Annotated in this window: 29 protein-coding genes; 12 read left to right on the top strand and 17 right to left on the bottom strand. The window is 69.2% G+C overall.

What is annotated here, in order from left to right:
- Positions 1–56: 56 nt before the first annotated feature.
- From O5K39_RS03240 to O5K39_RS03230, 3 genes are all read right to left on the bottom strand, one after another.
- A complete protein-coding gene (locus O5K39_RS03240; RefSeq protein ID WP_271145845.1) occupies positions 57–878 on the bottom strand; it encodes a helix-turn-helix domain-containing protein in 822 nt (273 codons plus the stop codon).
- A 297-nt stretch (positions 879–1175) separates the two neighbouring features.
- Positions 1176–2558: a CocE/NonD family hydrolase gene (locus O5K39_RS03235; RefSeq protein WP_271145844.1), complete on the bottom strand. Its 1383-nt coding sequence runs from the start codon at positions 2556–2558 to the stop codon at positions 1176–1178.
- Between the two features lie 65 nt (positions 2559–2623).
- On the bottom strand, positions 2624–3235 hold the full coding sequence (locus O5K39_RS03230; protein ID WP_271145843.1) for a DUF2306 domain-containing protein: 612 nt from the start codon (positions 3233–3235) through the stop codon (positions 2624–2626).
- A gap of 131 nt (positions 3236–3366) precedes the next feature.
- Between O5K39_RS03230 and O5K39_RS03225 the strand changes: the two genes are divergently transcribed.
- Positions 3367–4158, top strand: a complete 792-nt coding sequence (locus tag O5K39_RS03225) for a LytTR family DNA-binding domain-containing protein (protein ID WP_271145842.1) — start codon at positions 3367–3369, stop codon at positions 4156–4158.
- Between the two features lie 30 nt (positions 4159–4188).
- Here the strand turns inward: O5K39_RS03225 and O5K39_RS03220 are convergent, their stop codons facing one another.
- On the bottom strand, positions 4189–5463 hold the full coding sequence (locus O5K39_RS03220) for an aspartate kinase (RefSeq protein WP_271145841.1): 1275 nt from the start codon (positions 5461–5463) through the stop codon (positions 4189–4191).
- A gap of 178 nt (positions 5464–5641) precedes the next feature.
- Here O5K39_RS03220 and ubiG point away from each other — a divergent pair, with 178 nt between their 5' ends.
- The 3 genes from ubiG to O5K39_RS03205 all read left to right on the top strand — a co-directional run bounded on the left by ubiG (position 5642) and on the right by O5K39_RS03205 (position 7079).
- Positions 5642–6421, top strand: coding sequence for a bifunctional 2-polyprenyl-6-hydroxyphenol methylase/3-demethylubiquinol 3-O-methyltransferase UbiG (ubiG, locus tag O5K39_RS03215; RefSeq protein ID WP_271145840.1), 780 nt, complete (start codon positions 5642–5644; stop codon positions 6419–6421).
- A complete protein-coding gene (locus O5K39_RS03210) occupies positions 6418–6744 on the top strand; it encodes a hypothetical protein (RefSeq protein ID WP_271145839.1) in 327 nt (108 codons plus the stop codon). The genes ubiG and O5K39_RS03210 overlap by 4 nt, the downstream gene beginning before the upstream one ends.
- Positions 6745–6854: 110 nt before the next feature.
- Positions 6855–7079, top strand: coding sequence for a hypothetical protein (locus tag O5K39_RS03205; RefSeq protein WP_271145838.1), 225 nt, complete (start codon positions 6855–6857; stop codon positions 7077–7079).
- Between the two features lie 10 nt (positions 7080–7089).
- Here O5K39_RS03205 and O5K39_RS03200 read toward each other — a convergent pair whose 3' ends face one another.
- Genes O5K39_RS03200 through O5K39_RS03170 form a run of 7 tightly spaced genes read right to left on the bottom strand, consistent with a single transcriptional unit; the run spans position 7090 to position 11248 of the window.
- Positions 7090–7623, bottom strand: a complete 534-nt coding sequence (locus O5K39_RS03200) for a GNAT family N-acetyltransferase (RefSeq protein WP_271145837.1) — start codon at positions 7621–7623, stop codon at positions 7090–7092.
- Positions 7578–8045 (bottom strand): DUF6265 family protein, encoded by a 468-nt coding sequence (locus O5K39_RS03195; RefSeq protein WP_271145836.1) that lies wholly within the window; start codon positions 8043–8045, stop codon positions 7578–7580. Before O5K39_RS03195 ends, O5K39_RS03200 begins: the two co-directional genes overlap by 46 nt.
- 27 nt (positions 8046–8072) lie before the next feature.
- A complete protein-coding gene (locus O5K39_RS03190) occupies positions 8073–8897 on the bottom strand; it encodes a helix-turn-helix domain-containing protein (protein WP_271145835.1) in 825 nt (274 codons plus the stop codon).
- Position 8898: 1 nt separating this feature from the next.
- Positions 8899–9333: a DUF1178 family protein gene (locus O5K39_RS03185; protein WP_271145834.1), complete on the bottom strand. Its 435-nt coding sequence runs from the start codon at positions 9331–9333 to the stop codon at positions 8899–8901.
- A 24-nt stretch (positions 9334–9357) separates the two neighbouring features.
- Positions 9358–10197, bottom strand: a complete 840-nt coding sequence (locus O5K39_RS03180) for a carbon-nitrogen hydrolase family protein (protein WP_271145833.1) — start codon at positions 10195–10197, stop codon at positions 9358–9360.
- Positions 10198–10202: 5 nt separating this feature from the next.
- The gene (gene grxC, locus O5K39_RS03175) at positions 10203–10460 is read right to left on the bottom strand and encodes a glutaredoxin 3 (RefSeq protein ID WP_271145832.1); all 258 of its coding nucleotides are present in this window, start codon (positions 10458–10460) and stop codon (positions 10203–10205) included.
- Positions 10461–10516: 56 nt separating this feature from the next.
- A complete protein-coding gene (locus tag O5K39_RS03170) occupies positions 10517–11248 on the bottom strand; it encodes a ComF family protein (RefSeq protein WP_271147218.1) in 732 nt (243 codons plus the stop codon).
- Between the two features lie 54 nt (positions 11249–11302).
- On the opposite strand from O5K39_RS03170, the gene O5K39_RS03165 reads away from it, so the two are divergent.
- Positions 11303–12205, top strand: a complete 903-nt coding sequence (locus O5K39_RS03165; protein ID WP_271145831.1) for a methyltransferase domain-containing protein — start codon at positions 11303–11305, stop codon at positions 12203–12205.
- Between the two features lie 22 nt (positions 12206–12227).
- Here O5K39_RS03165 and O5K39_RS03160 read toward each other — a convergent pair whose 3' ends face one another.
- Both O5K39_RS03160 and O5K39_RS03155 read right to left on the bottom strand, forming a co-directional pair.
- Positions 12228–12401 carry a Flp family type IVb pilin gene (locus O5K39_RS03160; protein ID WP_271145830.1) on the bottom strand — a complete coding sequence of 58 codons (174 nt, stop codon included), beginning with the start codon at positions 12399–12401 and terminating at the stop codon, positions 12228–12230.
- 47 nt (positions 12402–12448) lie between these two features.
- Positions 12449–12859 (bottom strand): (deoxy)nucleoside triphosphate pyrophosphohydrolase, encoded by a 411-nt coding sequence (locus O5K39_RS03155; protein WP_271145829.1) that lies wholly within the window; start codon positions 12857–12859, stop codon positions 12449–12451.
- A gap of 146 nt (positions 12860–13005) precedes the next feature.
- Between O5K39_RS03155 and O5K39_RS03150 the strand changes: the two genes are divergently transcribed.
- Positions 13006–13434 carry a DUF350 domain-containing protein gene (locus tag O5K39_RS03150; RefSeq protein WP_271145828.1) on the top strand — a complete coding sequence of 143 codons (429 nt, stop codon included), beginning with the start codon at positions 13006–13008 and terminating at the stop codon, positions 13432–13434.
- Between the two features lie 4 nt (positions 13435–13438).
- The gene (locus tag O5K39_RS03145; RefSeq protein ID WP_271145827.1) at positions 13439–14257 is read left to right on the top strand and encodes a serine protease; all 819 of its coding nucleotides are present in this window, start codon (positions 13439–13441) and stop codon (positions 14255–14257) included.
- Positions 14258–14446: 189 nt separating this feature from the next.
- On the opposite strand, the gene O5K39_RS03140 is transcribed toward O5K39_RS03145, so the two are convergent.
- The gene (locus tag O5K39_RS03140; protein WP_271145826.1) at positions 14447–15334 is read right to left on the bottom strand and encodes an isoaspartyl peptidase/L-asparaginase; all 888 of its coding nucleotides are present in this window, start codon (positions 15332–15334) and stop codon (positions 14447–14449) included.
- A 174-nt stretch (positions 15335–15508) separates the two neighbouring features.
- On the opposite strand from O5K39_RS03140, the gene O5K39_RS03135 reads away from it, so the two are divergent.
- Together O5K39_RS03135 and O5K39_RS03130 are read left to right on the top strand one after the other, a co-directional pair.
- Entirely contained in the window at positions 15509–16510 is a 1002-nt protein-coding gene (locus O5K39_RS03135; RefSeq protein WP_271145825.1) for an NADPH:quinone oxidoreductase family protein, read from the top strand.
- Between the two features lie 11 nt (positions 16511–16521).
- On the top strand, positions 16522–17295 hold the full coding sequence (locus O5K39_RS03130; RefSeq protein ID WP_271145824.1) for a 2OG-Fe(II) oxygenase family protein: 774 nt from the start codon (positions 16522–16524) through the stop codon (positions 17293–17295).
- Here the strand turns inward: O5K39_RS03130 and prfA are convergent.
- On the bottom strand, positions 17292–18359 hold the full coding sequence (prfA, locus tag O5K39_RS03125) for a peptide chain release factor 1 (protein ID WP_271145823.1): 1068 nt from the start codon (positions 18357–18359) through the stop codon (positions 17292–17294). The two genes, O5K39_RS03130 and prfA, sit on opposite strands and share 4 nt — an antisense overlap.
- A 211-nt stretch (positions 18360–18570) precedes the next feature.
- Here prfA and O5K39_RS03120 point away from each other — a divergent pair, with 211 nt between their 5' ends.
- From O5K39_RS03120 to O5K39_RS03110, 3 genes are all read left to right on the top strand, one after another.
- Entirely contained in the window at positions 18571–19188 is a 618-nt protein-coding gene (locus O5K39_RS03120; RefSeq protein WP_271145822.1) for a response regulator, read from the top strand.
- A 112-nt stretch (positions 19189–19300) separates the two neighbouring features.
- The gene (locus O5K39_RS03115; protein WP_271145821.1) at positions 19301–20077 is read left to right on the top strand and encodes a sulfite exporter TauE/SafE family protein; all 777 of its coding nucleotides are present in this window, start codon (positions 19301–19303) and stop codon (positions 20075–20077) included.
- Between the two features lie 78 nt (positions 20078–20155).
- Entirely contained in the window at positions 20156–20662 is a 507-nt protein-coding gene (locus tag O5K39_RS03110; RefSeq protein WP_271145820.1) for a hypothetical protein, read from the top strand.
- Positions 20663–20705: 43 nt separating this feature from the next.
- Here the strand turns inward: O5K39_RS03110 and O5K39_RS03105 are convergent, their stop codons facing one another.
- Positions 20706–21290 carry a YajG family lipoprotein gene (locus tag O5K39_RS03105; RefSeq protein WP_271145819.1) on the bottom strand — a complete coding sequence of 195 codons (585 nt, stop codon included), beginning with the start codon at positions 21288–21290 and terminating at the stop codon, positions 20706–20708.
- A 117-nt stretch (positions 21291–21407) separates the two neighbouring features.
- Positions 21408–22094, bottom strand: a complete 687-nt coding sequence (locus O5K39_RS03100) for a response regulator transcription factor (protein WP_271145818.1) — start codon at positions 22092–22094, stop codon at positions 21408–21410.
- Positions 22095–22133: the final 39 nt, after the last annotated feature.

Below are 22133 nucleotides of genomic sequence, written 5' to 3'. Positions count from 1 at the left end.
GGCGGAGACCGAATGACGGGCGGTTACCGGCGGGCTGCAGCCTGAGCGGCCGCCCCTCAGGCGTCCAGACACCCGACGGCGGCCAGCAGGATGCTGAACATGCCGTAGAAATAGAGCTGGTAGCCCTCCGCGAAGGCCGGGGTCAGGACCAGCCGGTCGGACGCCGGCCCGTCGGCGATCAGGCCCGCGTCCCGCAGCGTGGCCAGCACCCGCCGGACATGGGTGCGCGACACCCCCAGCCGCCGTGCGAGAGCCGAGGTGTTGACGGCGACGGTGCCCTCCGGTGCCGCCCGGCCGTCTGCGAACGCCGCCTCGGCCAGGGCATAGGCGCACATCAGCCCCATCGATCGCCGCCCGACGCCGCCCAGCGGATCGATCAGCTCCTGATCCAGGGCAGGCGCGGCCAGATGGCGGCCGGCCAGAAAGGCGACGATGCGGTCAAAGACGTCGGAGCGGTCATAGGCCGCGACCATCGGCGCGACCCGGGCGTCGATCAGGGCCAGGCTTTGCAGCTCGACCCGGTAACAGGCGCGAAAGGCCTCGACCATGGCCGGAGCGGGGACATAGCGCCGCTGTCGCCCGCGCTGAAACGGGTCGATGGGCACGATCAGCCCTGCACCCTGCATCCGGGCCAGGATGGCGCTGGCCCGCCCGGCGCTGAACAGATCCCGCGCCGCCTCCTGCAAGCCCCGGTGGTACAGCCGGTCGGTCGAATGCAGATACAGGGCCAGGACCCCGAGCGCATAGGTCGGTATGTCGCCGATGCAGCGATAGAAGCCCGGATCACGATCCAGCAGGGCCAGGGGCGCATGGGTCGAATGACGCATGGCGGCGTCGAAACCGGGCCTCAGATGGACCTGTCCGGTCGGGGGTGTCATCGCTGTCTCGGTCGCCGCGCTCATACGCCGTCCCTCATCGACAACCGTCCCAAAAGTGTCCAGTGGCGAGCCGAAAATCTTTGTTCTATCGCCGATGACAGGGCGTTCCTGACGCCCGGCCGGACGGTCTCGTGGATCGTCTCTCACGCGGCGCTGGAATGCGCCCGACAGGGCTTCTGGGGTGTCGGGGGACCGCCTTGGAGCCCTGGAGAGACCCACACGCCGCGCGTTGCCCCACGGCGCGCGGTGTTGACCGTCCGGCGTGGGGGGGGGGACGACCGCCGACCCCAGGGGGCGCTACTGCCGCGTCGTCGCCCGGGCAAGGATGCGACCGTCGCCGTAGTCGCCCTCCAGCCGTCCCGCCCGCGCCCAGTCCAGCACGGCCTGATAATAGCCGGGCGCATAGCCGAGCGACGTACGGCGGCCGTCGGGACCGGTCTCGAACCGGACGATGCCGTGATCGGTGTCGGGATATTCCAGCAGGGTGATCGGGCGTCCCTGGGCCGACAGGGCGATCAGTCGGCGGCGCGTGGCGTCCGGCGGCGCGCCGGTGTCCTTCTCGGCCTGGATCCACAGCATCGGGGTGTTCAGGCTGACGAGCACGGGCAGGGGGTCGTAGTCCCACGATGTCCCGACATCCAGTTGAGGGGCCATGGCGGTGATCTGTGCATTGGGCGTATTCAGCAGCATGCCGGTGAACTCGCCCTTGATGTCGGCGAACCAGGGCTCGGCGCGATACCGGGCGCGGACCGCCTCCAGACCGTCGAAGCCGACTGCGCCCCGTGAGGCGACGAATGCGCCGGTGACCTCGGTGATCTCGCGGGCCCTGGCCAGCACGTCGGGGCCCCAGCCCTTGGCCTTGAGGTCCTGAATGACCTGATCACCGTCCTCAGAGAGCACGCCATAGGCCAGACCGAAGCCGACGGTGACGAAATCGACGGGCGTCAGGCTGGCGGCGAGCGGCGCGACCCATCCGCCCTGGCTTGCGCCATGCAGGCCGACCCGGCCCGCGCGCGCGCCGGCCAGCCGACGGGCCTCGATCACGGCCGCTGCGGCGTCTTCGGCGAGGACATGGAAGTCCTGGGTATATCTGCCTTCCGATCCGCCGGATCCCCGTTTGGCATAGACGAAGACGCCGACGCCCGAGGCAGGGGCGAACCGCTGGAAGGCATTGAAATCCAGCGCATTGGAGCCTTCGGAACCGTGGACCTCGACCATGACGGGAACGGGGCCGTCGCCGGGCGGCAGGATCAGTCGCCCCCTCAGACGGGTTCCGTCCTGGCCGACGAAGGTCGTCTCCTGCGCGTCGAGCGCCACACGGCGGCCCGGTCGGCCGTCGAACGCGATCCGGTCCTCGGCACAGGTCCCGAGCTGTGGCTGCGGGCCCTCGACACGGTTGGTCCAACCCAGGGTGCTGACCCAGCGACCGTCGGCATTCTGGACCATCCGGCTGGTGGACCCGTCCAGCCGACGCCACCGCAGGCCCGTATTGACGTTGGGCGCCAGATCCACCCAGCTGCCGTCATCCAGACGATAGACCCCGACATGGCAGACCGCAGCGGGGTCCGGGCGTGCGCCGACATCGGCCCCGGGGAGCTGGGCCATCGCTGGAAGAGCGATGAGGGATGCGGCGGCGGCAATGGCCGCGGCCAGGTTGGCGGCGAATGGTGTGAGGGACATGGACATTTCCGATCAGGGGCGTGGGTGTTTATCGAGCTCGAAGACAGGGGGCTTGGAGCCGTTTCTCAGGGCGTCATCTTGAGGGATGGGATTGGCCTGCGACGTCGCAGCCAGAGCTCCGCCGCGATCAGGTTCGGGGCCCAGGCGAGAAACGAGATGGCGCGGTACCAAGGCAGGAAGGGCAGATCGAGGACCTGCACCAGCGGCAGGTAGAGCCGCAGGGTGACGGCGGCGAGCGTCAGGGCCCACGAACGGATCATCCAGCGGCGATGCTCGACGAACCGGCCCTGCATGGCCGCGCGCCAACCCATCAGGGTCACGGCGATCCAGATGACGCCGAGGCTGCCAAAGCCCGCCGAGGCGAGCGGACCTGCGAACGATCCGGGAGCCAGCACCAGTCCCGCCGCGCCCCCGACCAGACAGCCCACGACATAGACCCGACCGACCCAGCGATGGGGTGGCCCCCTTCGCAGGACGGGCACGAACTGCAGCGATCCCAGCACCAGCGCCGTGACCGCTCCGGCGATGTGGATGAAGATGAACGGCACGCCCGACGGGTTGCCCAAGGCCTGTTCCGCCGTCTGGGGCGGATGGATCAGATATTTCGCCGAATAGCCCGCGATCCCGAGGCAGAGCAGGGCAAGGATCAGCCAGCCGATGCCGGCGGACAAGGACATCTTGCGGAACGGAGGTCTGATCGGGGGCGTGGGAACGGTGGGCACGGGAAGTCCTCGCTGGCGGTTTCGCCCAACCTCATTGCGAGGCAGTCAGAGGGTCGCTAGGCCTGACTTCGCGAACGGCGCCGTGGGTGCGCGAACGGGACGGCATGGACGGCAAGGCGAAGAGGCCAGGATCTGCGACGGCGCGGCGGTGGGCCATCGACCTCGGCATGCTGGCCGCCATCGGCCTGCTGATGGGATTCTTGGGGCCCTTCGACAGCGACAGTGCGCCCGTCGTGCAGCGCTATCTCTACTGGACGATCTGTCTGGTCGGATGCGGGCTGATCGGGGTGGCGGCGGACGATCTGTTGAGCCGGGTCGTGAGCGTGACGTGGCGGCGGGTGGCGTTGGTCTCGCTGCTGATCACGCCGCCGGGCACTCTGCTGGTGCTGGCCACCCAGAACGTGCTGATGGGGCAGCCGTTCGGCTGGGCGGTGTTTCTGGACCTGCTCTGGCAGGTGTGGCCGATCGTGCTGGCGGTCATGGCGGTGAGGGCCCTGGTCTGGCGGCGGCGGCCGACACGGATCGAGACGCGAACCATCATCGCCCCGCCCCTGCCCGAGGCCGAGGCGGTGTTCAGGCGACGCCTGTCCGCCAGACGGCGCGGGGCCCGTCTGATCGCCATCGAGGCTCACGACCATTATCTCAGGGTCCACACCGACGCGGGCGAGGAGCTGATCACCCTGCGGTTGGCCGACGCCCTGGAAGAGCTGGCCCAGGCCCATGGATGGCGGGTCCACCGGTCATGGTGGGTGGCCGCCGAGGCGGTGGAGGCCGTGCGATGGCGGCGCGGCGCGGGCGAGGCGCAACTCGTTGGCGGACTCAAGGTGCCGGTCAGTCGAAGCCATGGCGCGGTGCTGAAACAGGCCGGCTGGTTCTAGCCGTCGCGGATGTCGAACCTCGACGTCGCCCTAGAGCGCGTCCAGCCCGTAGGCGGCGTGCAGCGCGCGCACGGCCAGTTCGGCATAGGCGTCCTCGATCAGGACGCTGATCTTGATCTCGGAGGTCGAGATGGCCTGGAACTTCACGCCCTTATCGGCCAGGGCCTTGAACATGGTCTGGGCCACGCCGGCGTGGCTGCGCATGCCCACGCCAATGACCGAGACCTTGGCGACGTCGGCGTCGACGCGGATTTCCTCGAACTGGATGTCGGCCTGCGCCGCCTTCATCAGGTCGGAGGCGCGGACGGCGTCGCGCCGGCCAGTCGTGAAGGTCAGGTTGACCGCGCCCTCGGTGCGGGCCTGAGACTGGACGATCATGTCGACGTTGACGTTGGCCTCGGCCAGGCGGGTGAAGACGTCGGCCGGGGCATCGGTGCGGTCCGACAGGCCCAGCAGGGTGATCCGGGCCTCGTCGCGGCTGACGGTCACGCCCGATACGATGCGCTTTTCCACGATGTCTTCCTCGTCACAGATCAATGTACCGGCGCCGACCGGCAGGTTTCCGTCCTCGTCGGGTTCGACGAAGCTCGACAGCACGCGCACGGGCACGCGCTTGGCCATGGCCAGTTCGACTGACCGGGTCTGGAGCACCTTGGCGCCCAGGGAGGCCATCTCCAGCATCTCTTCGTAAGAGACGCGGTTCAGCTTGGTGGCCTTCTTCTCGATGCGCGGGTCGGTCGTATAGACGCCGTCCACGTCGGTATAGATGTCGCACGGGCACTCCAGCGCCGCCGCCACCGCGACCGCCGATGTGTCCGAACCGCCCCGGCCCAGCGTCGTGATCCGGCCGCCCGGGGTCACGCCCTGGAAGCCGGGGATGACGGCGATCTCGCCCAGATCCATGGCGGCGCCCAGCACCTCGCCCGGCACGTCCTCGATCCGGGCCCGGCCGTGGGCGTCATCGGTGATGATCGGAATCTGCCAGCCCATCCAGCTGCGCGCGTTCAGGCCCATGTTCCTCAGGGTCAAGGACAGCAAACCCGCCGTCACCTGTTCGCCCGAGGCGACGACGACGTCGTATTCGTCGTCCGAGAGCGGCAGGCCCGGCGCGGCGGGGCCCGCGCCGTCAGTCCAGGCGACCAGTTCGTTGGTCTTGCCAGCCATGGCCGAGACGACCACGGCGACCTGTTTGCCCGACTTGACCTCGGCCGCGACGATACGGGCCGCTCTACGGATACGCTCGAGGTCGCCCATCGAGGTGCCGCCGAACTTCATCACCAGTCGTGTGGTCGCAGGCGTGGTCATCGGTCTGGAGCCGCTCCGGGCGTTTGGGGTCAAGGCGTGCGGCCTTCTAGCGGCGCGAGGGGCGGTTCACAACGCAGCTTTGCTGGAAGGGGCGATCAGATCGCGTGACCGGGCCCCGAACGGGACTTGCGACGCCGCGACGCTTGACCCCCGGACGGATCGGCGCGAGGCGTCGGGGATGAGCGACGCACAGATCCTGAATGCCGACACCGCCGCCGGGCCCTCGATCGATCCGGCCGATGTGGCGCGGTTCTCGGCCCAGGCGGCCGAATGGTGGGACGAGCGGGGGCCATTCGCGCCGCTGCACCGGTTCAACCCGGCCCGACTGGCCTTCGTGCGCGACCGGGTGGGTGCCCATTTCGGGCGCAATACGCGGGGCAGGGCACCGTTCGAGGGGCTGAGCCTGATCGACGTCGGGTGCGGCGGCGGGCTGCTGGCCGAGCCGATGGCGCGAATGGGGTTCGCGGTCACCGCCATCGACGCCTCGGCCGAAAACATCGGCACGGCGCGGGCTCATGCGGAGCCGCAGGGACTGGACATCGCCTATCGGTCCGCGACCGTGGAGCAGATGGAAGACGAGGGCGCGGGCCCGTTCGACGTCGTCCTGACCATGGAGGTGGTCGAGCATGTGGCCGATCCCGAGGCCTTCCTGCGCAGTTGTTCGCGGCTGGTGAAGCCCGGCGGAATGTTGATCGTGGCGACGCTGAACCGAACCCTGAAGTCGCTGGCCCTGGGCAAGATCGCGGCGGAATATGTGCTGGGCTGGGTGCCGCCGGGGACGCACGACTGGCGACAGTTCCTCAAGCCCGACGAGATCCGGCTGATGCTGTCGGCAGAGCCCGTGGCGGTGTCGGGGCCGTTCGGCCTGTCGCTCGATCCCTTGACGGGGCGGTGGAGCGAGGGCGACGATGCGGCCATCAACTATATGATGATCGCGACAAGAGGTCAGGCGGCATGATCGAAATTCTGATGGCGGCGTCGCTGGCGTCCCAGTCCGTCGAGGAGATCCAGCAGGCCCCGCGCCTGGCCGGTGTGGTCGGTGTCTGTGCGCGCTGGGAGAGCGATTCCCTGCGGGTCGTCGAGGTGATCGTCGTGCGGCCCTCGGGCAATGCGACGCTGGACGCCGCCGTGCCTCCTACGGTCAAGGCGACGGCCTGGCCCAAGCCGGCCGGCGACACGGGCGGCTGGACCGGGCGCTGGGTCGCCATCGGCGGCGTGCCCATCCCGCCGGGGCCGCAGCCCGACTGCTCGGCCCTGCCCCCGCCACGACCCGCGACCTGATCGGCCAAGGCTTACGGCGAATTCATCCAGGTTGCGGTCTTGTAACGGGACAGGCGGCCGTGGGCGGTGAGAGACAGCAGATATCGCTCTCTCTGAACCGGACCACCGCCATGAAACGCCTTCTGATCCTTTCCGCCGTCGCGGCCGCCGCCCTGGCGACCTCGGCCTGCATCACGGTGATCGACGCCGATCACGATGACATGGCCTGGCACGGCGAGAACGCCCAGCCGTTCGACGCCGCCCGCAGCGAATGCCGCGCCGCCCCCCGCTATCAGGGCCAGGGGTCCGACGCCTTCCGCGACTGCATGGCCACCAAGGGCTGGACCCGCAGCTGACCTGAAGGGCTCAGAGCGGCCGGATCATGTAGCGGGCGTCAGACCCGTATCCGGCCAGCTTTGCCGCGATCGCCGGGCTTTCGCGCACCGCAAAGCCGTGCCGAGCCCAGAAGCCGGTCGCGTCATTGACGGCGACCAGGGCCAGGGCGGGCCAGCCCTGCGCCTGCGCCTGATCGGCCAGCCGCTCGACGATCTGACCCGTCGAGCCCTGCCCCCGCGCTTCGGGGTGCAGGCAGAGGTCATGCAGATACATCACCGCCGCATCGTCGGGGATGGCGGCGATCAGGGCGTTCAGCGCCGGGGCCTGGTCCTCTCGCCACGGATAGGCGACCAGATAGCCGAGCGGCCTGTCCCCGGCGTCGGCCAGGACGAAACAACCCCGGGGCCAGAGGGCCAGCCGGTTCGCGAAACAGTCCCGGTCCTCGAAATGATCGGGAAACCCGATCAGGGCGATGTCGGCGACCGCGTCGAGGTCGCCTTCGGCCATCGGTCGCCAGATCAGCGCGGGCAGCGGGTGTTCAGGGGTTTCGCCTCGAAGGTCCATGCCATGCTCCGCGCCTCACCACCGATCGTGCCCTCGATCCGGGCATACAGGGCGTCACCGGCCCGCTCATAGAGGATGCGCGTCGGGAAGTCGTTCGCGGCGTTCTCGAACACCGCCCGGTTCGCACCGCTCTCGATCAGTACGAAGCGGGTCGGCGGCGCGCCGTTCGGCTGGGCCACATAGGCGAGACCCTCGGGCGTCGGAACGATGTGCGAGACCTCGAACGACGGACGCCCCCGCGCCGAGATCGTGACCGCATGGCCGACCATCAGCCCGGCGCGCAGATCGCTCCAGGTCTCGGACACCTCGCCGCCGCCGGAACAGTCCAGCCAGTAGCCCGCCATCCACGAGAGGTCGGGCGACGGCGCGGGTGCCGGTGTGGCGATCTGGATCAGGGCGGCGGTCAGCAGGGCGGTCAGCATGGCGGTCTCCATCGGTATGGACCGACCCTAGAGCGGCGAATGGGGCGAGGGCTTGTAGGATTGCGACGCCAGGCGGCGGGCCAGTTCGACCTGGTCGCGCGCCCAGTCGGTGGCGGTGCAGCCCAGATATCGCCGGAAGTCGCGCGCCATCTGGGGCTGGTCGAAATAGCCGGCCTCCAGACCCGCCTCGAGCCAGGGCATGGGATCCGATGACGGATCGGCGGCGTGGTCGAATACCCGCCGGAAACGCAGGATCGACCTCAGTTCACGGGGAGAGATGCCGACGCGATCGCGGAACCGGCGCTGGAGCGCGCGCTGTTCGGCAGGGGCGCGGGCGAGGGTCGGCGCCTCTGCATGGGCGGCATCGACCTCGGCGCGGATCAGGGGGTCGATCGTCCAGCCGTGTTCGCGACGGTCCGCCTCCAGCACGGCGACCATGACGGCGACCTGTCCCTGCGGATCGCCTGCCGGGGCGGTGACACCCGCCAGCCGCCCGGTCATGTCGAGACGGCGATCCACGGCCAGATGCGCCGAATGGCCCAGCCAGTCGCGGGCGCCGTCGGGCTCGAACCGGACGGCCACCAGTTCGACCGGACCGACCGGCCGCAGGGCCAGGGGCCGGGTCATCTGGCCCGCGAACAGAGCCCCTGGCTGGAGGCGGAAGACGCCGTCCTCGCCCGCCTCCTCGTACGGCGAACCGATGTCGAGGATCAGTTCGGGACAGCCGTCCGGCGCGATCCGCTGCACGCCCCCGGACGGGTTCGGCGAGGCATAGGTCCAGATGGTGCGCACGAAGGGCCGCAGCGAGGCCGGCGGATCGTGTTCGGCGTAGTGATCCCCGCCTGCGCTCACGTCAGTTGATCTTGGCCGGATCGGGCGGGGCGGCGGGGAGGGGGGCGCAGGGGACGCCGTCGGCCTTCAGGGCCTTGACCTCGGTGGGGGTGGCCTCGCCGTAGATCTCGCGCTTTTCGGTCGTGCCTTCATGGATGGCGCGGGCCTCGCGGGCGAAGGTGTCGCCGACATAGTCGAAATTCTGCTCGACGTGGGCGCGGACCTCGCGGGCGGCGTCCATCATCATGGTCTGGAGTTTGGCGGCCATCTCGGGCGAGGCGTCGGATCGTTTCGTTCCGGCGACGGCGGGGGCCATGATCTGTTTCGACACGGCACGCGAGCCGCAAAACGGGCATTCGACCAGTCCGCGCGCCGCCTGGTCGTCATAGTCCGAGGACGAGCCGAACCAGGCCTCGAACGGGTGGGCGTGATCGCAATGCAGGGCGTAGCGGATCATGGGGCCGGTCTACACGGGGGAGGGTTAAAGAGGTGGCGCGAAATCGCGGTCGTGGCGCAGGGCGGGCACCGAGGCGCGGGCCTGTTCCACCTGGGCGAAATCGAGCGTGGCGTGAAGCACGGCCGGTTCGTCGTGGTCAAGGCGGGCGATGACCTCGCCCCAGGGCGCGATGACGATCGAATGGCCCCAGGTGGCGCGGCCGTCCTCGTGCACCCCGCCTTGCGCCGGGGCCAGGACATAGGCGCCGGTTTCGATGGCGCGAGCCCGCAGCAGGGTCTCCCAGTGGGCGCGGCCGGTCGGCACGGTGAAGGCGGCCGGGACCGCGATCATCACCGCCCCCGCCTTGGCCAGCTGGCGATACAGGTGCGGGAAGCGCATGTCGTAGCAGACACTGAGGCCCAGCCGGCCCCAGTGGGTATCGGCGACGCAGGCCCCGTCGCCCGGCCGGATGCCCGCGCTCTCGCGATACCGCTCGCCATTGGCCAGGTCGACGTCGAAGACGTGCAGCTTGTCATAGCGGGCGACAATGACGCCGTGGGCGTCGATCAGCAGCGACCGGTTGGCGGCGCGCGCATCGCCGGCATGGCCCGAGTTGACGATGGCCGAACCAATCAGGATCCAGACACCCAGTTCCGCCGCCAGATGGCGCAGGCCGATGACGACGGCGTCCTGATCCTCGTCCACGATGCCGACACGGCGGGTATCGGGACGCTGGTCCAGCCGGTTGCTGGCCTCGGGCGTCAGGATGAATTTCGCTCCGTCGGCCGCCGCCTGGCGGATCAGGGGCTCGACATGGGCCAAGGCCGCCTCCGCCGTCGCCGGGGTGCGGGTCTGGATCAGGGCGATGTCGAGCCCGTGAGACACGGCGATCAGGCTGCCAGAAGCGGATCGAGCCCGCCGCGCCGCTCCAGCGCCTGGATGTCGTCGCAGCCGCCGATGTGTTTTCCGTCGATGAAGATCTGGGGGAAGGTGGCGCGGCCGCCCGACTTCTGGATCATTTCCTGCTTCTTCTCCGGGTCGCTGGAGGCGACGATCTCCTGATACGCGGCACCCTTCTTGTTCAGCAGGGCCAGGGCCGAGGCGCAGTAGGGGCAACCGGGTTTGGTGTAGACGACGATCTCGGCCAAGGCATGGACTCCACAGGGGTTTGGGTGTGGCGTTCCGGTCGGACGCCTTCTGACGATTACATAGGCAGTTCGCGCGCGGTTCGCACCCTCGCAATGACGGCCAGGTCCACGGCGCGGGCCCCGGCGTCGATCAGAGCCCTGGCGCAGGCCTCGCCCGTGGCCCCGGTGGTCAGGACGTCGTCGATCAGAAGGATGCGCCGACCCTTGATCCGGCGACGACCGGCCTCGGTGACGGCAAAGGCCCTGGCGACGTTCAGGCGCCGACCCCGCATCGACTTGCCGCCTTGCGTCGTCGTGGGCCGTTCCCGCGTCAGGGCGTCGGGCAGATAGTCGAGGCCGGCATGGCGGGCCAGGGGCCGGGCGATCTCGGCGGCCTGGTTGAAGCGCCGCGACAACAGCCGCATCGGATGCAGGGGCACGGGGACGACGGCGTCGGCCTCGGCGATCAGATCGGATGCCGCGCGGCCCAGCCAGCGGGCGAAGAGGCCTGCGAACTGCTGCTGGTCGGCGTGCTTGAACTTGAGGATCAGGCCGCGCGAGGCCTCGTCATAGACGCAGGCGGCCCGGGCGCGGGCGAAGGCATAAGGGCTGGCCAGACAGGCAGCGCAGCGGGTGTCGGCGAAGGCCCCGCCGTCGAACTCGAAGGCCGCGCCGCAGCCGTCGCAGACGGGAGCCTCCAGGAACTGGACCCGGCTCCAGGCGTCGGCCGACAGGCCCGCAGCGGCCGTAGCCTCGCGGCTGTCATGGGCGACGGGCGGCAGGATCAGGTCGGCCAGGCCGCGCCCCATCTCGGTCAGGGTCGGAAGGCGAGGCAGGCGAAACGCGGCGCGGCCCGCTTGGCTTTGCGGCGTCGAACCCCCATCCTGAACCTCCATGAGCACCCCCTCCGGCCCCCGGTCATCTTCGACAGCCGCCGCCGCGCCGTCCGGCTGGCCCGGTCCGCCGCCCGCTTCGGATCGGCCGACTTCCTGCACGCGCGGGCCGCCGATGACGCGGTGAACAGTCTGGAAGCCACCCTGCGTGATTTTCCCGTCGCGGTCGACCTGTCGGCGCATCCGGGGCCGTTCCGGGAGCGGTTGAGGGACAGTATCGCCGCCGCGCGGGTCGGGGAGCCGCGCTGGACGGGGTCGCAGGCCGCCGCGGCGGGCGCGCAGGATCTGGGGCTCACTGACGGTTCGACCGATCTGATCGTGTCCCTGATGACCCTGCACTGGGCCAACGACCTGCCGGGGGCCCTGAGCCAGATCCGTCGGGCCTTGAAGCCGGACGGGTTGTTCCTGGGGACTCTGCTGGGGGCCGGGACGCTCAAGGAGCTGCGCGCGGTCCTGACCGAGGCGGAGCTTGAGGAGCGCGGCGGGACCCAGGCGCGGGTGTCGCCGTTCGCCGACGGATACGACGGCGCGGCCCTGTTGCAGCGGGCCGGGTTCGCCCTGCCGGTGTCGGACGTGGACCGGGTGACGGTGCGCTATCCCGACCTGTTCGCCCTGGTCCGCGACCTGCGCGCCATGGGCGAGACCAACCAGCTGGCCGGGACGGTCCGCCCCCTGACCCGTTCGATCATCGGCCGAGCCGCCGTCCTCTATGCGGAACGGTACGGCGAGGCGGACGGCAAGATCCCGGCCACCTTCGAGATCGTCAATCTCGCCGGCTGGGCCCCGCACGAGAGCCAGCAGAAGCCGCTGAAGCGGGGCTCGGCGACGACGCGGCTCGCGGATGCGTTGAAGGTGAGCGAGCGGCGGAACTGATCCCGCGTTCCGCTCGTCCTGCCTACATCGCGTCCCGCACCGCATACATGGCTGTGTTGAAGATGGCGGAGGCCTGGTTGCCGAAGGCGGTGACGGCCGAGACGATGACCAGGAAGATCAGGGAGATGATCAGGCCGTATTCGATGGCGGTGGCCCCGGACTCGTCGGTCAGGAAGCGGTCGAGCAGGGTGCGCATCGGTCGTCCTTTCCGGGTCTGTGCGCTGTCCTGGCGCAACCGTTGATCTAGAGCAGGTCGCGCAGCCAGGCGACCAGGGGGGCGTCGGCCGGCGGCATGGGATAGTCCGAAAGCTTGCTCGGCTTCACCCAGGCGAGGGCGGCGTGCTCGTGGGCCACGACCACGCCGGACCAGCGTCGGCACAGATACAGTGGCATCAGAAGGTGAAAGCTTTCGTAAGCGTGGCTGGCAAAAACGAAGGGTGCCAGGCAGGATTCGGTGACCTCGATGCCCAGTTCCTCGCGCAGTTCGCGGATCAGGGCGGCCTCGGGCCGCTCGCCGGCCTCGACCTTGCCGCCCGGAAACTCCCACAGGCCCGCGAGTTGCTTGCCCTCGGGCCGTTTGGCGATCAGCACCCGCCCATCGACGTCGATCAGGGCGACAGCGACGACGAGGACGGTGGGCAGGGTGTCGGACATGGCTTGGCCATAGCGCATCGGCGGCGGCGCGGAAATCTTTCGTCACAGAGTGTGGCGTCGGCGCGCTTGCGGATTGGGGCGGGATTCGGGCAAGGACGATCGACCGGCCGCATGGCCTAACCGCTTGAGTTCACGGACCGTCGTCCTTGCCCGACATCCTCGCCAGCCCCGAAATCCAGGCCTTCGCCAGCGGGTTCCCGGTGATGATCGGCCATGTGCTGCTGACCTTCGCCCTGCTGGCGCTCGGCGCGACCCTCTATGCCTGGCTGACGCCGTGGAAGGAGATCGCCCTGATCCGCGAGGGCAATGCGGCGGCCTCGGTGGCCTTTGGCGGGGTGCTGATCGGCCTGGCCATTCCGCTGGCGGTGTCGCTGTCGGTCTCGACCTCGCTGAGGGATATCGGGGTGTGGGGGATCGCGACCCTGGTGCTGCAGCTGTTCGCCTTCCGGGTCGTGGACCTGATCCTGACCGGCCTGCCGCAGCGGATCCAGGAGGGCGAGATCTCGGCCGCCGTGCTGCTGGTCGCGGCCAAGCTGGCCACCGCCCTGATCCTGGCCGCCGCCCTGGCGGGATGAGCGGGTGAGGATCCCCGACTGGGTCATCTATGGCGCGGTGATCGCCGGGCTTTTGATCGCCTCACTGACCGGCCGCGAGAACGCTGACGCTCCGCCCGCCCCACCGCCGCCCGACGCGGCCGAGGGCGCGCTGCTGGGTCCCATCACCCCGTTCGATCCGGCCATCACTGTTGATGCCCCCGACATACCGTTCCAGCCCGCCGCCGGGACCGCCTTTTCCATCGCCGAGACCGGCCGCTGGGCGACCGCCCGCCATGTGGTCGAGGGCTGCCGCCGCCCCGCCATCGTGATCGGCGGCGACCGGGCCGTGGCGGCCTCGGTGCGGCTGGCGCGACAGGCCGACATCGCCATCCTGATCACCGACGGGGGGCCGCCTGCCCTGCCGGTGCTGACGGAGACCCTGCGGATCGGCGAACGCGCCTTTCATCCCGGATTCCCGCAAGGCCGCGCCGGAGAGGCCTCCAGCCTGTTGCTGGGCCGCGAAACTCTGCGCGTCCGGGGGCGGGGCCAGCGCGACGAGCCGGTGCTGGTCTGGGCCGAGACCGGGCGCACCGAGGGTCTTGCGGGGACGCTGGCCGGGCTGTCGGGGGCCCCGGCCCTGGACCGCGAGGGCCGCGTCCTGGGCGTCACCATCGCCGAGAGCCCGCGCCGGGGCCGGATCTACACCACCTCGCCCGAGACCTTCGGCCCCGCCGTCCTCGGCGTCGCCGCCCCGGGGGCCCGGCCTCTGGACGAGCCGGTCACGGTCGAGAACTACGGCCGGGTGGCGGACACCCTGCGGCGGGAGTTGCGGGTGGCGCAGGTGGTGTGTCTGTCGGTTTGATTCTCCTCCATGTTCGCCGCTTGGCGAATGGGGAGGTGGCGCGGCGCTTCGTCTGCGCCGTTACGGAGGGGGCGACACGGTGTCTGGCGTGAGGGCTGCCCAAGGCTTCGCCGTCGATAGCGTGCGCCACCTCCGTCAGCTCGCAAGGGGCTCGCTGCCACCTCCCCATGCTTCGCACGGGGAGGAGAACTAGCGTCCGAACACCTCGACCCCGATTTCACCATCCGGCCGCAGCCAGGCGCGCTTCATGCCCTGACTGTTGAAGGGGTCGGCGATGTTGCCGGAGGCGTCCAGCGCGATCATGCCGCCGTCGCCGCCCAGGGCGCCGATCTCGTCGATGACCACGCGGGTCGCTCCGGCCAGGTCGTGGCCGCTGCGTGTCCGCCAGCTGACCTGGGCGGCGGCGGCGGTGCGGACGAAATACTCGCCCTGGCCGGTGCAGGACACCGCCACATGGTCGTCCGCCCAACTGCCTGCCCCCGGAATCGGGGTATCGCCGACCCGGCCGGGCATCTTTCCGAACACGCCCGCCGTGGAGGTGCCCGCCGCCAGGACTCCGTGGGTGTCCAGCACGCAGCAACCGACGGTGCCGTGGGACAGGGTGCCTGGCGGATGATTGTCCTCGCCCTGACCGGCATGGGTGAACCACGCGGCCTCGTCGCCGATCGGCTCCAGCCCCTGGTCCATGGCGAACAGGGCCGCGCCCTCCCCGGCCAGCATGACGTGGGGCGTGAGATCCATCACCGCCCGGGCCGCCGTGATCGGGCTCTTGAACCCTTGCAGGGCCGCGACGGCCCCGGCCCGGCGGGTCGACCCCTCCATCAGGCTGGCGTCCAGCTCATAGGCCCCGGCCAGGTTGGGCGAGGCGCCGCGACCGGCGACGTAGAGACCGGATTCCTCCAGCAGGCCGACCGCCTCCACCACCACGTCCAGCGCCGACGCGCCATCCTCCAGCCGCGCCTTCATGGCCTCGACCACCTCGCGCATGTGGACGATCTCGCGGTCGTAGTTGCGCTCGCGCCGGGCCCCGGCGCCGCCGTGCAGGATCAGGGCCGGGCGGGTCGTTCCAGCGGGCATGAAGGGCTCCAAAGTGCGGCCGCGTTCGATCGGGCCTTTTCTTATCGAGAGGGGCTGATTAGCGTTCCCGCGACGCGAACGCCACGGGGGCGTTGGCCGACCCTCACCTGACAAGACCGCCTCAAGCAGCGCAACGCGCGTTAGGCGGTCCGAGCGAAGCGAGACCCTGAAAAGATGCGCGCTGTCCTGTCCAAGGCCGTCGGCGGCCCCGAGACCCTGGTGTTCGAAGAGGTGCTGGACCCCACGCCCAAGCCCGGCGAGGTCATCATCGAGGTCAAGGCGGTGGGCATCAACTTCCCCGACACCCTGATCATCGAGGACAGATATCAGTTCAAGCCGCAGCGCCCCTTCTCGCCGGGTGCCGAGGTCGCAGGGGTGGTCGAGGGCGTCGGCGAAGGGGTCAAGGGCGTGTTCAAGGGCGACCGGGTGATCGCCGTGCCCGGCTGGGGCGGCCTGGTCGAGCGGATCGCCGTGCCCGCAAAATCCGTCATCAAGATGCCCGACACCATGTCGTTCGAGGAGGGCGCCGCCCTCATCATGACCTATGGAACCAGCTATTACGCGCTCAAGGACCGGGCGAACCTGAAGCCCGGCGAGCGGCTGCTGGTGCTGGGGGCAGCCGGTGGGGTCGGTTCGGCTGCGGTCGAGCTGGGCAAGGCCATGGGTGCCGAGGTCACGGCCGTCGCCTCGACCAACGACAAGGTCCAGTTCGCGCTGGAGCTGGGTGCCGACAACGGCCTGATCTATCCGGCGGGTGCCATGGACAAGGCCGCGCAGAAGGAACTGTCGGGCGAGCTCAAGTTGGCCTGCGGCAAGGACGGGCCCGACGTGGTCTATGACGCGGTCGGCGGCGACTATGCCGAGCCGGCGCTGCGGTCGATGGACTGGTACGGGCGCTATCTTGTGGTCGGCTTCCCGGCGGGCATTCCGTCCTTTCCGCTGAACCTGACCCTGCTGAAGTCGGTGCAGGTGATCGGGGTGTTCTGGGGCGCGGCCGTGGCGCGCGATCCGGCCGGCCACGCCGCCAATGTCGCCGATCTGCTGAAGCTCTACGCCGAGGGCAGGATCAAGCCGCGCATCTCCAAGACCTTCCCGCTGGAACGGGCCGGAGATGCGATCCAGGCCCTGGGCGACCGGTCGGCCATGGGCAAGACCGTGGTGACGGTCGAATCCTGAAGGCGCGGGGCGTGAGCGACATCCGGCTATCGCCCGATCTGGACGTCGCATCGCTGGCGGCGGCCTTCGCCGGGCGGCAAAGGCTGCATATCCCGAATATCCTGGCTTCCGCCTCGGCCGAGGCGGTGGCCAGCGTGCTGGAGGCCGAGACGCGGTGGAAGACCACGGTCGCGGCGGGCGGGGCCCATTTCGAGGTGCCGCTGGACGGTCGTCGGGCCGCCGACCCCGCGCGTCAGTCCTGGCTGGACGAGGCGGCGGTCGATGGGACCAGCCCGGTGCCGCAATACATCTTCGACACCCGCCGGCTGGGACTGGAGCGGGTCGGTCTGGATGACGGGCGCGACACACAGGACGCGGCCGACGCCGTCCTGGACTGGTTGAACAGCCCGGAATGTCTCGACTTCCTGCGCAAACTCACCGGTGATGACCGCATCGACCTGTGCGACGCCCAGGCCAGCCGCTATCGCCCCGGCCATGTCCTGACCGCCCACAACGACACCTCGGTGGGGAAGAACCGGCTGTACGGCTATGTGCTGAACTTCAGCCGCGACTGGCGGGCCGACTGGGGCGGCAACCTGGTCTTCTATGGCCGCGACGGACATATCGAGCACGGCTGGGTTCCGGCCTTCAATGCGCTGAACCTGTTCGTGGTGCCGACCCGCCACGCCGTGACCCAGGTATCATCCTTTGCGGCGCGGGACCGGCTGTCGATCGTCGGCTGGGTCCGGTCGCACCAGAAGGTCGGACCCCAGACCCGCGAAGAGGCGCGGTCGGTGGCCTATTAGGAGAACTCCGCCTCCAGGTCCGCCAGCCGGGCGGCCTGGTCCTCGGCGATCAGGGCGTTCAGCAGGGGATCGATGTCGCCCTCGATGATCTGGGGCAGGCTGTGCAGGGTCAGGCCGATGCGGTGGTCGGTCACGCGCCCTTGCGGATAGTTGTAGGTGCGGATGCGTTCGGAGCGGTCGCCCGAGCCGACCTGGGACTTTCGCGCATCGGATCGGGCATTGTCCTTCATCTGGCGCTGCATGTCGTAGAGGCGGACCCGCAGGTTCTTCATCGCCTTGTCGCGGTTGACGTGCTGGGACTTCTCCGACGACGTCACCACGATCCCGGACGGGAAGTGAGTGATGCGCACGGCGGAATCGGTCTTGTTGACGTGCTGGCCGCCCGAGCCAGAGGCGCGGAAGGTGTCGATGCGGATGTCCTTGTCCTGGATGTCGATCTCGACGTCCTCGACCTCGGGCAGGACGGCGACCGTGGCGGCCGAGGTGTGGATACGCCCTTGCGTCTCCGTCGCCGGGACGCGCTGGACGCGGTGGACGCCGCTCTCGAACTTCAGCCGGCCGAAGACGCCGTCGCCGGTGACGGTGGCGATGATTTCCTTGTAGCCCCCGGCGTCGCCCTCAGTCGCCGAGTCCAGCTCGACCCGCCAGCCGCGCGTCGAGGCATAACGCGAATACATCCGGAACAGGTCGCCGGCGAAGATCGCGGCCTCGTCCCCGCCGGTGCCGGCGCGAACTTCCAGCACGGCCGAGGCGTTCTCGTCGGCGTCACGCGGAGCCAGCAGCAGGGCGACGTCCCGCTCCATGTCGGGCAGCCGGGCGTTCAGGGTATCGAGCTCGTCGGCGACCATGGCCGCCATCTCCGGATCCTCGGCCATCCCGGCCAGATCCTCGATCTCCGCGCGGGCCCGGGCCAGGGCCTGAACCGCGTCCGCGACCGGCTTCATCTCGGCGTGTTCCTTGGACAGGCGCACGATCTCCTGGCCATCGCTGGCCGCGCCCATCCGCGCCTCCACCTGGTGGAAGCGGTCGAGCACCTGATCGAGCCGGGCCTGGGGCAGTCGCAAGGGAGAAGTCGCCTGTTCTGGAAAGAGGGCGGTCTTTACGCCGACAGACGCCGTGATGTCGATGCAGCCGGGCTCGCCTTGCGGCCGATGCGCGCGATGGCGAGATTGTGACCGCCGCGTGAGCCGCTCTCACGTTGGCGTCAGAGGCGGTTACGGACAGGGCGGCCGAGGCTTAGGTGCGGTGCTGCTGTTCAACCCGGAGGCTGCCCCGATGTTCGACCGTCCCCCCGAAACACCCACCACCAAGGCCCCGCTTCAGGACAGTATCGAACGCCTGTGCGCCCTCTACGATCGGCTGCTGGGTCAGGTTCACGGGGACGGGATGACCGAAACCGCCTCGGCCGAGCTCAAGGCCCTGGCCGGGGTCTATGACCTCGACATCGACCGATCCGACGCCGAAGTCTGGGCCGACCTGCGCGCCGTCCTGATCCGCCAGACCGCACCAGGCGACACCACCGCGCCCCTCTCCACCGAGACCTTCACCCTGATGCTGGTCGAGGATGACCCGGAGACGGCCGCCGACCTGACCGCCCTGCTATCCGAGGCCGGCCACCGCATCATCGGTCCCTTCCACAGCGCCGAAGCGGCCGAGGCGATGGCCGCGCTTCAGCCGATCGACCTGGCCCTCCTGGACATCAACCTGTCGGGCGAGGGGGACGGCATCGCGCTTGCCCGGACGCTCAAGACCCGCTGGGGCGTGCGCAGCCTGTTCCTGTCGGGCGACCTGCCGGCCGCCGCGCGCCATGCCGAGCTGGCCGAGGCCCTGGTGCTCAAACCCTATACGGGCCGTGAGGTGCTGGACGCCGTGGCCCGGACCGGAGCCAGCTGAGCCCCATCGCCCTGGCGATGCGAGGAATACTCCCCTCCACCGCTAGGATTTGTCGCTTTACCGTGGGCCGGTCGCGTCTGAAAACCCGACCACGGTTTCAACACAGGCCTCCATGCAAGATTTCTGGATCTTCCTGCTCGTCGGTTTCGGCGCCCAGATCGTCGACGGTGCCCTGGGCATGGCCTACGGCGTGATCTCGTCGACGGTGCTGCTGGCTTTCGGGGTGCCGCCGGCGACGGCCTCGGCCAGCGTCCACGCCGCCGAGGTCTTCACCACGGCCGCCTCGGCGGGCTCCCATGCCGTCAACAAGAACGTCAACTGGGGCCTGTTCGTGCCCCTGGCCCTGGGTGGTGCCCTGGGCGGTGGGATCGGGGCCTTCGTCCTGACCAGTATCGACGGCGATCTGCTGAAGCCCTGGATCACGGCCTATCTGTCGATCATGGGCTTCGTCATCATCTGGCGCGCGACCAAACAGACGCGCGAACGGATCTTTCCGACGAAACTGGCGGGGCCGCTGGGTCTGGTCGGAGGCTTCTTCGACGCCATCGGCGGCGGGGGATGGGGCCCCACGGTCACCACCACCATGGTCGGCTCGGGCCAGGATCCGCGCGTCTCGATCGGCACCGCCAACACCGCCGAGTTCTTCGTCACCGCCACCATCTCGGCGACCTTCCTGGCCGCGCTCCTGACCGGTCACTGGCAACAGGCGGACGGGGTCGTGAACCACGCCATGTCGGTGGTCGGCCTGATCGTCGGCGGTCTGCTGGCCGCGCCCTTCGCCGGCATCATCGCCCGGATCGCCCCCAAGCGCGTCCTGACCTATGGGGTCGGCGCGGTGGTCCTGCTCAGCGCCGGCTATCAGGCGCTGCGGCTGTTCGGAGTGCTCTGAAGCCACTCTCCCCGGTTGCAGCACAGCCGCTTTCGGCTAAGTCTCGGCCGGCGTCGGAAAGATGCGAGGGAGTGAAACATGCGTCTCGAAATATCCAGGGCGATCGTGGTTCTGGCGACAGGCCTTTTCTTCGCAACCGGTCTGTCCGGCTGTGTGACGTCGAGTACGGGTGATACCATCAAGCCGCTGTCGGCCGATCGGGCGCGCGATGCCTCGATCGGAGACATCGTTCTGGTGGCCAAGCCGGACACGGTGTCGGCCGAGTTCGCCGGCATCTTCGAGACGCGGGTGCGCGAGGAACTGGCCAAATGCGCGACGGGATCGAGTCCCTTGCGTCTCAACGTCCGCATCATCGAGATGAAGGGTGCCAACGCCGCGATGACCGTCCTGGTCGGCGATTCCAACGTCATTCGTGGCTCCGCCGCCCTGGTCGATCCGGCCACGGGAGAGATCGTCGGCGACTATGAGATCAACCAGTCCACGGGTGGCGGCGGCCTGATCGCGGCCGTCAGCATGGGTCAGGCCGAGGAACAGATGAGCCGGGCGTTCGGCAAGGCCCTGTGCGATCGGGCCTTCGCAGACTGACGGATCGGCCTCCCCATCCCGGGATCGGGAGGCCGTCGTTCGATTATTTCGACAGGGCGGTGGTAAAGGCCGGGTCGTCCATCAGGGTGGCCAAGGCCGCCGACAGGGCCTGGGAAAGGCTGGTCGCGGCATTGCCTCCATTGGCCAGTTGCACGCTCCGTTCGGCCGAGCCCTCGATGCGGCGGCTATAGACCTCGGCCCCCGAACGGCCGGCGACGGTGACGGTCATGGCGACCGTGCCCGTCGATTTGCCCGCGAACATCCCAACCGAGAAGTCGTTGTAGAAGGTCTCGACCGAGGCGTTGATGCGCGATCCGGCCTCCCCGACCGCATAGCCGCGCTGGCGCAGTTCGTCGGCGATGGCGGCGCGAACGATCTCGGTCACCTCTGTGTCAGAGCGAATCGCGGCCATCTCCATGCCGTAGCCGTTGATCTGGGCACCGATACGGGCGCGGTTTTCGGTACGCGCGTCGGTGGAGGCGACCGTGACCTGGATCGATCCGGCACCCGGCACTGGCGCGGCCTGACTGACGGTGTAGGGAACGGGCACGACGTCTTCGGACGTTGCGCAAGCTGAGAGGGTCAGGACGGCGGCGAGGGCCGTAACGCTGGCGAGACGAATGGACATGGATTCCCCGAAAGACGCTCCGACCGACACGGCCGGCGACGTCATTCTAGCGGGGTCGCCACAGAGGACCAGTCGCGTCGCCACGATAAGTTGCGCGGCAGGAAAATGGCTCTGGGCTCACGGCTGTAGCCGATAGCCGCCTGCATCGGTCAGCAGCAGCCGCGCCGCGCCCGGCTCGGGCTCGATCTTCTGGCGCAGGCGATAGATGTGGGTCTCGAGCGTGTGGGTCGTGACCCCGGCGTTGTAGCCCCAGACCTCGGTCAGCAGTTCCTCGCGCGAGATCGGCTTGGCCCCGGCGCGGTACAGATACTTGAGGATATTGGTCTCTTTTTCCGTCAGCCGGATCTTCTTGCCCTTGTCGTCGAGCAGAAGCTTGCCCGCCGGGCGGAACTCGTAGGGACCGATGGCGAAGACGGCGTCCTCGGACTGTTCGTGACTTCTCAGGTGGGCACGGATACGGGCCAGCAGGACCGCGAACCGGAAGGGCTTGGTCACATAGTCGTTTGCCCCCGAATCCAGCCCCAGCACGGTGTCGGCGTCCGAATCCTGGGCCGTCAGCATAATGACGGGGGTCGATACCCCGTCCTTGCGCAACAGCCGGCAAGCCTCGCGCCCGTCCATGTCGGGCAGGTCGACGTCCAGCAGGATCAGATCGGCGCGGATCTCTCGCCCCAGCCTCACGCCCTCGGTCGCCGTCGCGGCCTGGACCGTGCGGAACTCCTCGTGGAGGGCCAGCTGTTCGGCCAGAGCCTCGCGCAGGTCGTCGTCGTCGTCGATGATGAGCAGGGTTTTGGCTGTGGGCATGTCTTCAACAATGGCGAGGCTTGACCGATCCGCCAAGGG

This window comes from Brevundimonas sp. NIBR10, assembly GCF_027912515.1.
Lineage (GTDB): Bacteria > Pseudomonadota > Alphaproteobacteria > Caulobacterales > Caulobacteraceae > Brevundimonas.
This window is presented reverse-complemented; position numbering and strand designations above follow the sequence as displayed.

Coding starts and splice junctions, on each gene's coding strand:
- O5K39_RS03240 (WP_271145845.1), bottom strand. CDS start 878: ATGACACCCCCGACCGGACAGGTCCATCTGAGGCCCGGTTTCGACGCC.
- O5K39_RS03235 (WP_271145844.1), bottom strand. CDS start 2,558: ATGTCCCTCACACCATTCGCCGCCAACCTGGCCGCGGCCATTGCCGCC.
- O5K39_RS03230 (WP_271145843.1), bottom strand. CDS start 3,235: ATGTCCTTGTCCGCCGGCATCGGCTGGCTGATCCTTGCCCTGCTCTGC.
- O5K39_RS03220 (WP_271145841.1), bottom strand. CDS start 5,463: ATGACCACGCCTGCGACCACACGACTGGTGATGAAGTTCGGCGGCACC.
- ubiG (WP_271145840.1), top strand. CDS start 5,642: ATGAGCGACGCACAGATCCTGAATGCCGACACCGCCGCCGGGCCCTCG.
- O5K39_RS03210 (WP_271145839.1), top strand. CDS start 6,418: ATGATCGAAATTCTGATGGCGGCGTCGCTGGCGTCCCAGTCCGTCGAG.
- O5K39_RS03205 (WP_271145838.1), top strand. CDS start 6,855: ATGAAACGCCTTCTGATCCTTTCCGCCGTCGCGGCCGCCGCCCTGGCG.
- O5K39_RS03200 (WP_271145837.1), bottom strand. CDS start 7,623: ATGGACCTTCGAGGCGAAACCCCTGAACACCCGCTGCCCGCGCTGATC.
- O5K39_RS03195 (WP_271145836.1), bottom strand. CDS start 8,045: ATGCTGACCGCCCTGCTGACCGCCGCCCTGATCCAGATCGCCACACCG.
- O5K39_RS03185 (WP_271145834.1), bottom strand. CDS start 9,333: ATGATCCGCTACGCCCTGCATTGCGATCACGCCCACCCGTTCGAGGCC.
- O5K39_RS03170 (WP_271147218.1), bottom strand. CDS start 11,248: ATGGGGCGCGGCCTGGCCGACCTGATCCTGCCGCCCGTCGCCCATGAC.
- O5K39_RS03160 (WP_271145830.1), bottom strand. CDS start 12,401: ATGCGCACCCTGCTCGACCGCTTCCTGACCGACGAGTCCGGGGCCACC.
- O5K39_RS03155 (WP_271145829.1), bottom strand. CDS start 12,859: ATGTCCGACACCCTGCCCACCGTCCTCGTCGTCGCTGTCGCCCTGATC.
- O5K39_RS03140 (WP_271145826.1), bottom strand. CDS start 15,334: ATGCCCGCTGGAACGACCCGCCCGGCCCTGATCCTGCACGGCGGCGCC.
- O5K39_RS03135 (WP_271145825.1), top strand. CDS start 15,509: ATGCGCGCTGTCCTGTCCAAGGCCGTCGGCGGCCCCGAGACCCTGGTG.
- O5K39_RS03120 (WP_271145822.1), top strand. CDS start 18,571: ATGTTCGACCGTCCCCCCGAAACACCCACCACCAAGGCCCCGCTTCAG.
- O5K39_RS03115 (WP_271145821.1), top strand. CDS start 19,301: ATGCAAGATTTCTGGATCTTCCTGCTCGTCGGTTTCGGCGCCCAGATC.
- O5K39_RS03110 (WP_271145820.1), top strand. CDS start 20,156: ATGCGTCTCGAAATATCCAGGGCGATCGTGGTTCTGGCGACAGGCCTT.
- O5K39_RS03105 (WP_271145819.1), bottom strand. CDS start 21,290: ATGTCCATTCGTCTCGCCAGCGTTACGGCCCTCGCCGCCGTCCTGACC.
- O5K39_RS03100 (WP_271145818.1), bottom strand. CDS start 22,094: ATGCCCACAGCCAAAACCCTGCTCATCATCGACGACGACGACGACCTG.